This window comes from Algoriphagus pacificus, assembly GCF_017254845.1.
Taxonomy (GTDB): domain Bacteria; phylum Bacteroidota; class Bacteroidia; order Cytophagales; family Cyclobacteriaceae; genus Algoriphagus; species Algoriphagus pacificus.
In genome coordinates, this window is the sequence record NZ_JAFKCU010000002.1 from 351512 (window position 1) to 364919 (window position 13408).

Below are 13408 nucleotides of genomic sequence, written 5' to 3' on the forward strand. Positions count from 1 at the left end.
AGATTTATTCAAAATACTAAATCCTTCTAATTAAAATTTAAAATAGGTTCAGAAAATGTTGAGCTATTGGGAACAGAAAAATTTTCTGAAATATGACTTGCTAGTGGTAGGTTCTGGATTTGTAGGACTTTCTACTGCTATTCATTTCAAAAAAAAGCATCCAAAGGCAAATGTGGCCATTTTGGAGCGAGGAGTATTTCCAACTGGGGCGAGTTCAAAGAATGCCGGTTTTGCCTGTTTCGGAAGCTTGACAGAGATTCTGGATGATTTTTGGCACATGACCCCCGAAGAAGTTTTGGGCTTGGTAGAGAGAAGGTATAAGGGCTTGGTTCAAATCAGAAAGACTTTTGGGGATAAGGCATTAGGATATCAGGATAGCAATGGTTTTGAACTTTTGGATGAAAGCCAAATTGCTGCTTTGGAACGGATGGGTGAAGTCAATCAATTTTTAAAAGGCATTTTTAAGAAAAAAGTCTTTTCAACCGTCAAGGATTCTGGAAAACTTGGTTTTGCTCCAAGTGTGAAAGCGATAGTTAAAAATAAGTTTGAAGGAGAATTGGATCCTGGAAAGTATCTAAATAATCTCTGGAAAATGGCTGGTGAACTGGGAGTCAGAATTATTACTGGGGCGGAAGTCAAGCAAGTAGACTCCGAATCAGGAGAGATATCCGCTACTGACAATTTCAGTAATCAGTCACTCTCATTTGTAGCAAAGCGGTTGGCTATCTGTACCAATGCTTTTACAAAACAATTACTTCCAACTGCAGAGCTAGAGCCTGGTAGAGGGTTGGTGATGGTGAGTGAACCATTGGATTTTGAAATTCCTTGGAAAGGAAGTTTCCATATGGATAAAGGGTATGTTTATTTTAGAAAAATTGATGGAAGACTTCTTTTGGGAGGAGCTAGGAATGTGGATTTTGAAGGTGAGAATTCCACAGATTTTAAAGTAAACCCCAAAATCAAATCACATTTGGATCAATTGGCCAAAGAGGTGATTTTCCCTGGGAAGGAATTTAAATGGGAAAGAGAGTGGACAGGGATTATGGCATTTGGGAAGAAAAAAACGCCTATCATCGAGCGGATTAGTGAAAAGACAGCTCTTGCTGTTAGATTGGGTGGAATGGGAGTGGCAGTAGGTTGGCAGGTCGGAAAAGAACTGTCAGCACTTATTTCGGAAAAATAAAGTAATTTTTTTTGATTAGATTCAAACCTTAAATTCACCAAACACCGATTAATGGAAGGAATTACTCGTGCCCCAAAGGTTTTTGACGCCCTTATTCCCTTAATTTTTTTGATTGTACTCCTGGTTTTAAATATCCAGATTTTCGGAACCGACGGGCTTTCTGGTTCTAATCAGATAGTCCTTATTTTATCAGCCTCTATAGCCGCTTTGGTGGCTATTTTCAGGCTGAATTATAATTGGGAAACACTTCAAGATGGTATCGTAAAAAGTATCAGTTCCGCGATGTCAAGTATTCTAATTCTCTTTTTGATTGGAGCTTTGGCTGGAACCTGGCTATTGAGTGGAATCGTGCCTGCCATGATCTATTACGGACTACAGGTTTTGAATCCTACCATTTTCCTTTTTGCTGCCTGTTTCGTGAGTGCCGTGGTTTCTGTAGCTACGGGTAGTAGTTGGACTACTGTTGCTACCGTGGGCGTGGCGCTTTTGGGGATTGGAAAAGCATTGGGTTTTGAAGAAGGAATCATAGCAGGAGCGATTATTTCCGGTGCTTATTTCGGAGATAAAATGTCACCCTTATCTGATACGACCAATTTGGCACCTGCAATGGCAGGAACTGATTTGTTTACTCATATTCGATACATGGCGAGAACTACTGTTCCATCTATGACCATCACCTTGATCTTATTTATAGTCATTGGTTTGAATTATGAAACCCAAGGCTCGGTCGATGATGTGAAAAATATCTCTGCTGTTATTTTAGAAAGATTCAATGTCAGTGGCTGGCTTTTTATTGTGCCGATCGTTGTTTTGGTAATGATTGTAAAACAAGTACCTGCCATTCCGGCTTTATTGGCTGGAGCGCTGCTGGGTGGAGTATTTGCAGTAATATTTCAGCCAGATATCATCACTTTGATAGCTGCTGAAGATGCATCCTATGCTTACCAAAGTTTCAAAGCAGTCATGATGTCCTTGTATGGTGAAATAAGTATTGTAACCAGCAATGACATAGTCAATGAATTATTGGTGACAGGAGGTATGGCAGGTATGCTTAATACCATTTGGTTGATTGTATGTGCGATGGTTTTTGGAGGGATTATGGAAGAAAGCGGGATGTTGAGAGTTTTGGCTGAAGCCATCATCAGAAAGGTTCACAGAGTTGGATCTTTGATTGCTTCCACTGCTGCTACCTGTGTGTTTTTCAATATTACCACCTCAGATCAATATTTGGCAATTTTGGTTCCTGGAAGAATGTATGCAGATGTTTATAAGAAAAGAGGTTTGAAGCCTGAAAATCTTAGTAGAACACTGGAAGATTCAGCCACTGTGACTTCAGTTTTAGTGCCTTGGAATACCTGTGGAGCAACGCAGGCTTCGGTTCTTGGAGTTGCAACATTGACTTATGCACCCTATTGTTTTTTTAATATCATCAGTCCATTTATGACTATCTTATTTGGATACCTGAAGATTGGAATAACCTATTACGAGAAAGAAGAAGAGTTGGCATGATTCCATTTAGGATAAGTAAAGAAGAAATAAACGAATTACCCTTAGGTCAATTTGAAGGAGAAATATTTTTGATTGACCAGATGGAAGATGTGGAGGAAGCAGCAGAGTTTCTTGCCAAACAAAACATTATTGGTTTTGATACTGAAACAAAACCTGCTTTCAGAAGAGGGGTGGTGAATTCAGTTGGGCTTCTTCAATTGTCAACTTCAACTCAAGCTTTTTTATTCCGCCTAAACTTACTTGGAGGATTTCCTGATGAGTTGAGAAACTTGCTTGAAAATGAAAAGATTGTCAAAGTAGGAGCTGCGGTCCATGATGATATCAAAGGTCTGGCAAAGTTGACCGATTCATTTTATGCCCAATCATTTTTTGATTTGAATGATGAATTGAAAAAAGTGGGATTTCACAATGTGGGAGTCCGAAATCTCTGCGGAATGGTCTTGAAAATGAGGATTTCCAAAGCTGAGCAGGTTTCAAATTGGGAAGCAGAAGAATTGACAGAAAAGCAAAAAAGGTATGCTGCTACAGATGCTTGGGCTTGTTTGGAGATTTTTCAGAAATTGAAAAATGAAGGGTATTTAGATGACTTATTTAAGTAAGAATACTCAGATTTTCTATTTCTGAGAGACTTTCCAAAAGTTGATTTTTGATTCCCATTCTAAATTCCAAGTCCATTTTACAGGCTAGTTCCATTTCCTGATCTAGGATTGTCAGATCCATAGATTTCACCAGCTTCATTACCTCATTCATGGCAGGATACTCAAACTGAATCTTAACTGTCTCCAATACTTTTTCTTCAACAATTTCATTTTCTTCGATTGCCAAAGCTGCTGAGGTTTTGTAAGCTTGGATCAGCCCGCTCATTCCTAACTTAGTCCCTCCAAAGTATCTAACCACTACAATCAGAGTATTTGTGAGATTATTGGATCTGATTTGACCTAAGATTGGATCTCCTGCAGAATGATTGGGCTCTCCATCGTCCACAGCTCTGAAAACATCTCCTTCTTTTCCAAGGATATAAGCATAGCAATGATGTCGGGCATCATAATATGTCTTTCTCAATTCGCTCAGCTTTTCCTTGATTTCATCTTCGGTTTTTACGGGAAAGGAGAAATAAAAAAACTTACTGCTTCGATCCTTGTATAGTCCTTCGGTGGTTTTTGAAAGGGTCAAATAAGTATCGTCAAAAGCTTCTGTGTCCATTTAAAAAAGAGAGGGTAATTGCGATGAATGAAAAGCTAAATTAGAAATTTAACTTTTGAGTAAATTGAATCCCTCCAAAATCTGTTAATTTTAACAAATTAGGAATTTGATTGAATGACAGAAATTAAACAGGCAAAGTCACCCAAAATGATTGAGCTTCCAGGGCATGTTTCGGAATCTGGAGAGTTGAGGTTTTGGGATAATGAAGCATTATTCCCCAAAGGAATCCAGCGATGCTTTTGGATTTCAAAAGTAAAACCTGGGGAAACGAGAGGAAACCATGCTCACATGAAAGAATCTCAAGTGATCGTGGCAATTTCAGGAGAGCTTCAAGTTGAAGTAACTGATATAGAAGGAAGAGTTATGAATTTCACCTTGAATTCCTCCTCCAAAGGATTGTTTGTTCCTCCATTACACTGGATTTCTGTCAGTTTTGGAAAAGAGGCAATCCTTTTGGCACTTTGTGATCGAAAATATTCTGAGGAAGACTACATAAGAGACAAAAAAGACTTTGACAACTATACTAAAGCAAATCGGTGAGAATTTTGAATTGCAAGTAGTTTCTTCCGATTTTGAAGAGAAGGATTTTCTACTTAGCAATTTTTCCTGTGAAGGGGAGGAAGCCAGATTGGATTTTTATTTATTAAAAAAGGGAAAGAAAAAAGCAGAGATCAGTTTTTCGGTTTCCAAGGAATCGGTAGCTACTTCTCTTCCTATGGCTCCGTTTGGAGGATTTTTTATCTCTGATAAACTTCATTCTGACGTACTTTCTGACTTCCTGAATGCTATCGTAGCTCACTTAGGGGATTTGAAAATTAAGGAAGTTGTAATCATTCAAGCCCCTAAACCCTATGAAGAGTACCAAGATTTGATGGGGTATTTGCTATTTAAAAGTCACTTTGAGCCCAAAGAGGTTCTTAGCCATCAATTTTTCTTAGGAAGAAAGAAAATCAAGAAATTTTTGCAACAGGAACAAGGGAAGTTTCAGCAACGGCTAAAAGATGCTGGCGTTTCTATTGAGAAGAGTACTATCGGAAACTTTTATTTCCTGCAGCATATTAAGTCCTGGAATCAGCAAAGAGGCTATACCGTAAATCATGATGAAAATAGAATTATTCAGCAGGTTTCGGAATATCCAGATCGTTACTTTTTGATTAACCTGATCAAAGATGAAATGCCAGTTGGACATTGCTTGGGGGTGAAATTGACTTCTGATAGTCTATATTATTTTCTATCTGCCATCAATCCCAAAATGACGATCAAGTATGGTGGTGAACTGATGCTTTATCAATTATTTAAAGTGGCTGCGGAACAAAAGGTGGATTTTATTGATTTAGGATCATCAGACCTTGGTTCGGAGCCAAATCATTCCTTATTGTTTTTTAAATCAAGGTTTTCGAATGATATTTCAAATAAGATAACTTGGGCAAAAAGCCTCTAATATGATCTATTCAGAAACTGTTTCTGTCATTTGCATCTGTTATAACCATGCGCCTTGGATAGTAGAGTGCCTAGAAAGTGTAAGGCTTCAAAATTATTCTTCTAAGGAATTATTTGTGGTGGATAATGGCAGTACAGATAATTCTCTCGAAGTAATTGAAAAATGGATCAATGAAAGTTCTGGTTCTATCCCAGTGGAGCTAATATCAATTTCCGAGTCAAGACCCTATCCCCAGGTTTTTAATGAAATCTTAGCTAAGACAAAAGGCCAATTTATAATTGATCTGTCAGGGGATGATGTGTTATATCCTGAGCATTTTTCTATTTCTGTAAGTATGTTAAAAAAATCTCCAGAGTCGGCTTTTGTGTTTTCTGATGCATATATTCTGGACGATGAGGAAGTAGTGAAGACATTTTACAAAAGGAAAACGGGAGGGGAATTAATCGAGGTGATTGAAACCAGTAAAATTTACGAAACCTTAGTGAAGTCTTATTCGATCTGTTCACCTACAGTTGTTTTCAATCGCCCGATATTAGTCAAAGAGGGTGGCTATGATGAGCAATTAAGCTATGAGGATTTTGATATTCAGATCAGGATGGCGAGAAAGTATCCTTTGTTATTTTCGGATCATGTTGGGGTTTTGAAAAGAGAACATAATGATTCCATGTCCAGTCAGCAATATCAGGCCTATAATTCCAAAATCCTGCCAAGTACCCTAATAGTTTGTCGGAAGATCAAAGAAATGAATGAAACAGAGGATGAAAATTCTGCTTTGAAAGCAAGGGTATTGTATGAATTAAAGCATGCGCTTTGGTCTGCAAATTTTGAAGTTGCCAAAGGATTTATTGATTTGGGAGTGGAAATAGGAATTAAGAATCCGATCTTTCTTGTTTATAAAATCTGGGCATCATTGAAACTGGATATTTCCTGGCTTTACACCCGCGTAGCCTGATTATCCTACTACAATCTCTACAAATTCCTTATCCTTAAAATATTTCTCTCCGAGCAGTTGAATGTCTTCGGAAGTAAATGATTTTAAATAATCCAGTTTTTTGAAATAGTAAGAAAAATCCATTCCAGATTGGTGCACAGCTCTAAATCTATCCATCAGATCAAATGAAGAGCTGAATCGAGACAGCATTTGCCCTATCATATAATTTCGAACCACTTCCAACTCACTTGAGGAAACTGGCTCGACGATCAACCTGTTGATTTCATGGTAAATTTCCTGAATCACTTCTTGGTAAAAAGCTTTTTGAACATCCGCAGCTATGACCCAATATTCAGAATCACCGATTTCTGCCAAACTGGAATAGATTCCATAGGTGTGGCCTTTGTCTTCCCTGATATTTTTGATTAATCTGGAACCAAAATATCCTCCTAAAATGGTATTAAATACGGAAAGCCCGATAAAATCAGGATGTGATTTAGGGATGGAAAAATTCCCAATTCTAATGCTACTTTGAACTGCGTTTTCTCGCGATTCGATCCATTGATAATTCGTTTTTATTTCTGGTAGCAGGACTTGTTCTGTAGGCTTTCTATTGGGAAGTTTTGAAAGCGCATCTTTCAATTCTTCAAATTCTGACTCCGAAAGATTAGCACTAACGAAGATTTCGATATCCTGCCAAAGCATTTCCCTATAATAAAATTGGAGACGTTCTACAGTAATTTCATCTACATGACTTTCTTCCGTTTCCAGGCCATAAGGATGATCCAATCCAAATAAGGATTTTCTGAAAAGTTGACCAGCTCTTACGGAAGTTTTCTCTTTTTCAAGCTTTAAGCCTAAGCGCTTCTGAGATTTTCTTTTGTCCAAGGCATCCTTTGGAAAAGTTGCTTCTGTAAAGAGTTCTATGAAGACGCCTAAGACTTGATTTAAATGCTTTCTGGTGGTCAATAGACTCAATCCTTCATTTGCAAAAGAAAGAATTGGGTTGGCTTCACTTGCGTGGAAATCAAAGAAATTAGCAAGCTCTTCTCCTGATTTTGATTGTATTCCTTCTTGGAGTAAAGCCAATGTAAATGAGGGGACAAGATTTTGATTCAGTGGGAGAGAGGCTTTTCTGCCTTTTCCAATTACCTCAATTTTAACTACCTCAAGATTTGGGGTATTATTAAAAAACAACCTTGCGCCATTATCTAAAGTGGCTTGCAAAGGTGGAGATAGTTCAAAATCCTCAGGAACTTTAAATTCCGGAGCTTTGGACCTGTCTAAACCCATTATTAATTTGGAATGGTGTAAAGTAAAGTGAATCTAAGAGTTTCAGCAAGTGGGTGATTTTGCTTTTGGGGAACCAAATAAGAGAAGTCAAATCCGATACGCTTTAGATCAAACCCAACACCCATAGTGAAGTATTTACGACCTCCCTTACTGTTATTTTCAAAGAAATAACCAGTGCGTAAATTGAATTTTTCAGCGTAAGTATATTCTGCGCCGAAGGAAACAGTTACTTCCTGAATTTCTTCAGAAAAACCTCCAGGTGCATCCGCAAATGAACCAAACATACCTGAAATCAAAGGTCTATTTGGGTCTTTCCCTTGCTGGATAACCAAATTCCCGTCTTCATCGGTTACTGATGTTCCATCTTCATTGGTAGCATAAATTGGAGGAGTTGGGACAAGGAGTTTATTGAAGTCAAGGGCAAATGTAATGGTGTTCATAGGATCCAAATCCAAAGAATAGGCTGTACCTATCCTAAAATTGGTAGGTATGTAATCCAGATCATCGGCACTATTGTAAGTGATTTTTGGACCTATATTAGAGATGTTGACACCCCAAGACCAAGTTCCTTCTTTCGCTCCAGAGAAGATTGGCTTTTGATAATAAAGACCAACGTCAGTTCCTACGCTTATTCCTGGTCTACTTTCACTTCCTCCGGATGATGAAATATTTCCAGATAGATTTGAATGAATAAATCTGGCAGAAATACCTAAAGCTAGGTTTGATGATAATTTTCTTGAATAGGTACCTCCAATGGCGATATCTCTTGGATTGAATTCTCCCAATTCGTTTCCTCTTCCATCGGTGAGCTGAATATCACCCATGTTGAAATAGCGTAGGTCAAAACCAAAAGCGGATACTTCATCTATTTTCACATATCCCGCCAAATAGCTCAAAGACATGTCATTTACAAGTTTACCAAGCCAAGGGGAATAGGAAAGGGAAAATCCCATTTTGTCTTCTACAAATGCCAATTTTCCTGAATTCCAGTGGGCTGAGTTTGCATCTGGGGAAGTTGCGACACCGACATCTCCCATCGCTGAATGTCTGGAATCTGGTGCAAAATTTAAAAATGGAACAGCCGTAGTTATCACCCTTCTGGTCGGATCTTGTCCAGATATAATGGTACTGTTCTGGGCAAAAGTTGTAAAACTAGCCAGGGTGAAAACAAATAGGAGTAAGTTTTTCCTGTTTCTATTGGCCATTATTTTCATTTAATCACGATTTGTCCGCTTGCTGTTGCATATGCATTATCAGATTCAGCTTGAAGCGTTAATTTGTAAATATAAGTTCCTTTTGCTGGATATTTTGTTTGGTTTTGAAAAAATATCCATGATAAATCATCAATTCTAGCAGGTGCTTTGACCAAACGAAATGTTTGCTCAAATATTGTCTGTCCTGTAGTTTGATATACCGAAAATGTAATTTGAAAGTTTTCTCCAGGCCGATTATGTTCAATTTCAAAGTTACTTACGCTATTTGTTGGGTTAGGGTATGTCTTATGATTTAAGATTTTTAAAGTCTCACTACCTTTTACCTGAATCTCTAATGTCAAGATACTTTGATTTCCTAAATTATCCCAAGCCTCAATACTTATTTGATTTTTGCCTTCATTTAAACCAGTAAGCAAAAACTCCAAATTTCCTTTTTTATAATTACCTTCTTCAGCTTTGAAAAACTCATTTAAAATGATTCTTTCTTCTCCATTAACCTGAATTTGAATGGATTGATTTGGAATGAGCCCGGAAATATCAATCCCACTTTCATCTTCCAAATTGATCAAGGCAGATAAGGATTTAGAAGGAAAAGAACTGGAATTAGGAGATTGCCCATTTAGTAAAACAGAAATCAAAGGGCCGTTTTGGTCTAGGACTTCTTGAATTCCTCTTTTGAAATCTAAAGAGTGAAAGCCAAAAGCCTCCAATTCAAGAGATGGATCTGAGCCGATTATTCTTATTTTTCCTTGAAATTCTTCTTCTTCCAAATGGGAGGGAATAATAAATGTAGATTTCAAATTCCCTTCGCTGATTATTCCCTCGCCTCTAAATAGAACGGTATTTTCTTCTTCGAACTCAAAAGGTGAGTTTTCATCCCCTAAAGTCTTCTCTTCAACCTCTTGATAATAAATCTCTAGGGTGTAATTACCCTCATATCCAATCAATTTTGAACCAGGTAAGGGGTCGATGATTTTACCTTCTAAAATCACTTCTTCTCCAATCGGTAATGTCTCCAAAGATGATCCATTTTCATCAGTGATCGAAGTTATTTTAATTTCTAACTCAGGCTTAGCAAGTCTTAGGCTTGGGTCACCAATGAGTGAAAAATTTCGATTGAGGGATCCATTTAAACTATTGTTTTTAGTGTTCTTGAAAATAGTACCAAGGTCTTGGTAATTGCCACCAACAAGCTTAAAAACCTCTTTAGAAAAAGCATCATTCAAAGAAAAGTTGACACTGGAGAAAACAGGACGTCCAGTTGTTAGAAGGGCTATGGCTCCTTTTCCCTCTGCTACTAGAAGTTCTTCTGCAGATGATCGAACAAAAGGGCTGTCTTGTCTTCCAAATTCACAAGTAGCTGTCACCCATATAGCAAGATTATCTTGTTTTGGCCAATCCGAAATATCAGAAACCTGTAAGATTTCCTCCGCGGCCAAGGTCGTTTCATTTCCGTGACCAATATAATTTATAAGCAGCTTGCCTTTCTCTAAAGCTTTTAATAGAGCTGCGCTCGCCTCAGGTGACTTTTGGTTTTGAGCTGTTGATTCTTGCTCATACCTATCCAAGTAAAGTTTTTCTTGGATGATTTCAGGTGCGGATTTTCTGATATTTTCACTCAAAGCTTCCGCATCTCGCATGTGGATACCGTTATCACCATCATCCACAAGCCAAGAAATGCTTTCTTTCCAAAGTCCAGGTTTTAATGAAGTTTCGTAGTCAATAATCTTATTTACCACGATCAGCGCTTCTTGGGTATTTATTACCGGAAGTCTTCCAACGCCGATTTGCATCAGTTCATCGCCTTCACGACTTTCTTCCCAATACCCCTGTCCCAAATCAATTAAACCATAAAAGTCATCAGAGCTGAAAGTCGTTAAGGGATTCAAACTGTTTCGGCTGGTGTAAATAGGGATGATGTTAGGTCTGCCACCGAATTTATTCTTGTAGTCAAATGTACCTTTTCCTAAAATCAACACATTCTTTAGGGATTTTCCATATTGGTATTTGGCTGCAATAAAGTTTCTGATTGCATTGATATCCTTGTTTCCATAACCAAAAGCGGAATAGATATCTGAGAGGTAGGCGATTTCTGAACTGATTCCCAGCGAGTTTTTATGGTTCCTTAGCTTTTCTGCAGCAAATGAAAATTCTCTGGTTGTAATTATTAGCAAAGCAGGAGATGAAGACGCTGAAAAGGGAGATAAAGTTAAAGGCTCGAACGTTTTGATTTCCTCGACTGCTGAAGGATTGAAAACTGCGATCTTTCTGCTTTGAGTAGAAAAACCGAGCGAATTCTGAATTGCAATGGGTTCATAGAAGTCAGAAATATCCCAATAACTCAATCCATTTTTTGGGAGAGCTGAAAACGACTCCATAGACCAATTGTAGTAGATTCCTGTATCCAGTTCTGTGCTTTGATATGGAATCGCGACGCTGATATGATCCCAATAGGCGGAAGCATTTAGGTCTGAAGTTTGGAAGCTAATCCTTAACCTGTCCAATTTGGTTTCTTGCGTATTGAATTCCTTTTCCAACAATTCTTCCCTGCCTTTGATTCCATAAGTGCTATTGGGAAGGGCATCAAAAGCAGTTTTAGAAATTACCTGGTCATCTGCTAATAAACTTATTTCAGAACTTGCCTTTGCACTTGCCATGATTTTCCCGAAAACCTTCCAATTGGAATTTGAACCAGATTCTCTAAATACTGAAATCGTACGGGAGCTTCCCGGAAAGATTGGCTCGGAATACCAAATTCTACCTGAATTTAAAATGTTGTTTTCTTCACCTTTATCATGCTTGTGTTTATAAACCAGCTTTGAGGCAGAGTCCTCTTCAGGTAATTCGATAGAGCTTATGGTAGTTCCTTTTTTTCCGATACCAATGAGGTAGCTGAGACTGTCTTCAAACAAATGATGTTGATAATTCCACTTTTCATCCTCCCAAGCAAAGGAGTTAGGGCCTTCTAAATAGAAAAATTTTGCATCGCCATTTATTTGAGAAGGAATTTCCTGAAGTTCAAATTGCTCCGGATCTAATTTTTGAGGAAGCATTCCGGGGAATCCTGCTATTGAAATTTCATCCAAGGAATTTGCTCCTAATTTTCTGGCTTCAGCTTCCGTGATTTTGTAAATGCCAGATTTTGGGACTTTGAATGAAAAAAAAGTGGATTGACAAATCCCTTTCTCCGAAAAAGAAATACCTATAAATAGAAGTAAGAAAAATATCTTAATTCCCTGTTTCATTTTCTTTGGGTCGCATTTTCTACCATTGATAATCCAATATACGCAAGGATGATCAAGGGGAAGCCAGCCAGACCCAGACTTAAAAATAAAACGACACTAATAGAAATCAATAAATAGCGGTACAGGTTTGAGGAAAAGTCGAAGCTTTTAAACTTTAAAGCAATCAGTGGGATCTCTGATACCAGTAGTAGGGAAAGTCCGAAAGCTATTCCAACGAGGACAAAAGGCGAAGTGATGATTGTTCCGGCCTGAACCCATTGTATGGCAAAATGTGGCAAAGTACTTACAAAAAGTGCTGCTGCTGGCGTTGGTACACCGATGAAACGATCTGATTGTCTTGTGTCAATATTGAATTTAGCTAACCGTAGCGCAGAAAATAAGGGTAAAACCAAGGTGCAGTAAGGAAGCCACTCGATCTTAGAATTGACCTCTGCCATAGAAAACAAGATAAATCCAGGTAGCACACCAAATGAGACCATATCAGCTAGGGAATCCAATTGTTTTCCAATTTCGCTTTGGACTTTTAGCATTCGGGCCGCAAATCCATCAATGAAATCGAAAAATGCTGCCAGTAAAATAAAATAGGCGCCTGAAATGATATTTCCATTCAAAACCCAGACGATTCCTATCAGGCCTGAAAGCAGATTCAATAAGGTGACTGTGTTTGGGATATGGGATTTGATTTTCAAGATCTGGCATTTATACCCACGAATGGGTTGTGAATTTTTTCATAACCGATGGTTGTTTCTGGTCCATGTCCCGGAAAGGCTACGGTTTCATCAGGAAGACTAAATAACTCAGATTTAATCTTGCTAAGCAAAAGATTATGATTTCCGCCAGGCAAATCTGTTCTCCCTATACTTCCTCTAAACAAAGTGTCACCAGCAATCAATTGTCCGGATTCTTCATGGTAGAAAACTACATGGCCAGGAGCATGACCTGGTACAAATCGTATTTGAAGCAACTCCGTCCCTACTTGGATGGTTTTCCCTTCTTCAAGAAATTCATTTGGTTCGGATGGCTCAAAAGCATGGAATCCATAGTTTGATGCATAGGTTTCTACTGCTTTTAATACAGGTAAATCAGCTTTGTGGATGGCCAAAGAAATACCAAAAGTCCGCATGGCCCAGGCATTTCCCAAAACATGGTCAATATGACAATGTGTATTTAGAAGCTGAGTCAATTTTATTTGATTTTCCTGCACATAATCTTTTAACTCTTCCTTTTCTTCTTTTTCATAACACCCCGGATCAATCAATACTCCTGTCCCTTGATCGTCATATAATAAATAGGTGTTTTCCTGAAAAGGGTTAAATGTAAAAGACTTAATATGGAGCATTGGATTTGTGTTGGCTTAGGCAACAAAATAAAGAATTATACCTTTAATTT

The 13408-nt window shown here is 38.1% G+C and carries 12 protein-coding genes; 6 read left to right on the top strand and 6 right to left on the bottom strand.

Features of this window, described 5'->3' with window-relative positions; genetic code table 11:
- The first annotated feature begins 55 nt into the window (after positions 1 to 55).
- Genes J0A69_RS08320 through J0A69_RS08330 form a run of 3 tightly spaced genes read left to right on the top strand, consistent with a single transcriptional unit; the run spans position 56 to position 3291 of the window.
- On the top strand, positions 56 to 1183 hold the full coding sequence (locus tag J0A69_RS08320) for an NAD(P)/FAD-dependent oxidoreductase (protein ID WP_206586100.1): 1128 nt from the start codon (positions 56 to 58) through the stop codon (positions 1181 to 1183).
- 51 nt (positions 1184 to 1234) lie between these two features.
- Complete coding sequence (nhaC, locus tag J0A69_RS08325; protein WP_206586101.1) at positions 1235 to 2692, top strand: Na+/H+ antiporter NhaC; 1458 nt, start codon at positions 1235 to 1237, stop codon at positions 2690 to 2692.
- On the top strand, positions 2689 to 3291 hold the full coding sequence (locus tag J0A69_RS08330; protein WP_206586102.1) for a 3'-5' exonuclease: 603 nt from the start codon (positions 2689 to 2691) through the stop codon (positions 3289 to 3291). The genes nhaC and J0A69_RS08330 overlap by 4 nt, the downstream gene beginning before the upstream one ends.
- On the opposite strand, the gene J0A69_RS08335 is transcribed toward J0A69_RS08330, so the two are convergent.
- Complete coding sequence (locus J0A69_RS08335) at positions 3284 to 3895, bottom strand: IMPACT family protein (protein ID WP_206586103.1); 612 nt, start codon at positions 3893 to 3895, stop codon at positions 3284 to 3286. The two genes, J0A69_RS08330 and J0A69_RS08335, sit on opposite strands and share 8 nt — an antisense overlap.
- A 114-nt stretch (positions 3896 to 4009) precedes the next feature.
- Here J0A69_RS08335 and J0A69_RS08340 point away from each other — a divergent pair, with 114 nt between their 5' ends.
- From J0A69_RS08340 to J0A69_RS08350, 3 genes are read left to right on the top strand one after another with little or no spacing between them, the layout of a single operon-like run.
- Positions 4010 to 4435 carry a sugar 3,4-ketoisomerase gene (locus J0A69_RS08340; RefSeq protein ID WP_206586104.1) on the top strand — a complete coding sequence of 142 codons (426 nt, stop codon included), beginning with the start codon at positions 4010 to 4012 and terminating at the stop codon, positions 4433 to 4435.
- The gene (locus tag J0A69_RS08345) at positions 4407 to 5336 is read left to right on the top strand and encodes a GNAT family N-acetyltransferase (RefSeq protein ID WP_206586105.1); all 930 of its coding nucleotides are present in this window, start codon (positions 4407 to 4409) and stop codon (positions 5334 to 5336) included. The genes J0A69_RS08340 and J0A69_RS08345 overlap by 29 nt, the downstream gene beginning before the upstream one ends.
- Before the next feature lies 1 nt (position 5337).
- The gene (locus J0A69_RS08350) at positions 5338 to 6288 is read left to right on the top strand and encodes a glycosyltransferase (RefSeq protein ID WP_206586106.1); all 951 of its coding nucleotides are present in this window, start codon (positions 5338 to 5340) and stop codon (positions 6286 to 6288) included.
- On the opposite strand, the gene J0A69_RS08355 is transcribed toward J0A69_RS08350, so the two are convergent.
- Genes J0A69_RS08355 through J0A69_RS08375 form a run of 5 tightly spaced genes read right to left on the bottom strand, consistent with a single transcriptional unit; the run spans position 6289 to position 13358 of the window.
- The gene (locus J0A69_RS08355) at positions 6289 to 7560 is read right to left on the bottom strand and encodes a M16 family metallopeptidase (RefSeq protein WP_206586107.1); all 1272 of its coding nucleotides are present in this window, start codon (positions 7558 to 7560) and stop codon (positions 6289 to 6291) included.
- Positions 7561 to 7562: 2 nt separating this feature from the next.
- A complete protein-coding gene (gene porV / locus J0A69_RS08360) occupies positions 7563 to 8774 on the bottom strand; it encodes a type IX secretion system outer membrane channel protein PorV (protein ID WP_206586108.1) in 1212 nt (403 codons plus the stop codon).
- Positions 8771 to 12019 (bottom strand): type IX secretion system sortase PorU, encoded by a 3249-nt coding sequence (gene porU, locus J0A69_RS08365; RefSeq protein ID WP_206586109.1) that lies wholly within the window; start codon positions 12017 to 12019, stop codon positions 8771 to 8773. The genes porV and porU overlap by 4 nt, the downstream gene beginning before the upstream one ends.
- On the bottom strand, positions 12016 to 12708 hold the full coding sequence (gene pssA, locus J0A69_RS08370) for a CDP-diacylglycerol--serine O-phosphatidyltransferase (protein ID WP_206586110.1): 693 nt from the start codon (positions 12706 to 12708) through the stop codon (positions 12016 to 12018). Before pssA ends, porU begins: the two co-directional genes overlap by 4 nt.
- Complete coding sequence (locus tag J0A69_RS08375) at positions 12705 to 13358, bottom strand: MBL fold metallo-hydrolase (protein ID WP_206586111.1); 654 nt, start codon at positions 13356 to 13358, stop codon at positions 12705 to 12707. Before J0A69_RS08375 ends, pssA begins: the two co-directional genes overlap by 4 nt.
- Positions 13359 to 13408: the final 50 nt, after the last annotated feature.

Excerpts from the sequence above, each read along its gene's own strand:
- porU (WP_206586109.1), bottom strand. The coding sequence starts at position 12,019 with ATGAAACAGGGAATTAAGATATTTTTCTTACTTCTATTTATAGGTATT.
- J0A69_RS08335 (WP_206586103.1), bottom strand. The coding sequence starts at position 3,895 with ATGGACACAGAAGCTTTTGACGATACTTATTTGACCCTTTCAAAAACC.
- J0A69_RS08320 (WP_206586100.1), top strand. The coding sequence starts at position 56 with ATGTTGAGCTATTGGGAACAGAAAAATTTTCTGAAATATGACTTGCTA.
- J0A69_RS08340 (WP_206586104.1), top strand. The coding sequence starts at position 4,010 with ATGACAGAAATTAAACAGGCAAAGTCACCCAAAATGATTGAGCTTCCA.
- J0A69_RS08355 (WP_206586107.1), bottom strand. The coding sequence starts at position 7,560 with ATGGGTTTAGACAGGTCCAAAGCTCCGGAATTTAAAGTTCCTGAGGAT.
- J0A69_RS08350 (WP_206586106.1), top strand. The coding sequence starts at position 5,338 with ATGATCTATTCAGAAACTGTTTCTGTCATTTGCATCTGTTATAACCAT.
- J0A69_RS08330 (WP_206586102.1), top strand. The coding sequence starts at position 2,689 with ATGATTCCATTTAGGATAAGTAAAGAAGAAATAAACGAATTACCCTTA.
- nhaC (WP_206586101.1), top strand. The coding sequence starts at position 1,235 with ATGGAAGGAATTACTCGTGCCCCAAAGGTTTTTGACGCCCTTATTCCC.
- porV (WP_206586108.1), bottom strand. The coding sequence starts at position 8,774 with ATGAAAATAATGGCCAATAGAAACAGGAAAAACTTACTCCTATTTGTT.
- J0A69_RS08375 (WP_206586111.1), bottom strand. The coding sequence starts at position 13,358 with ATGCTCCATATTAAGTCTTTTACATTTAACCCTTTTCAGGAAAACACC.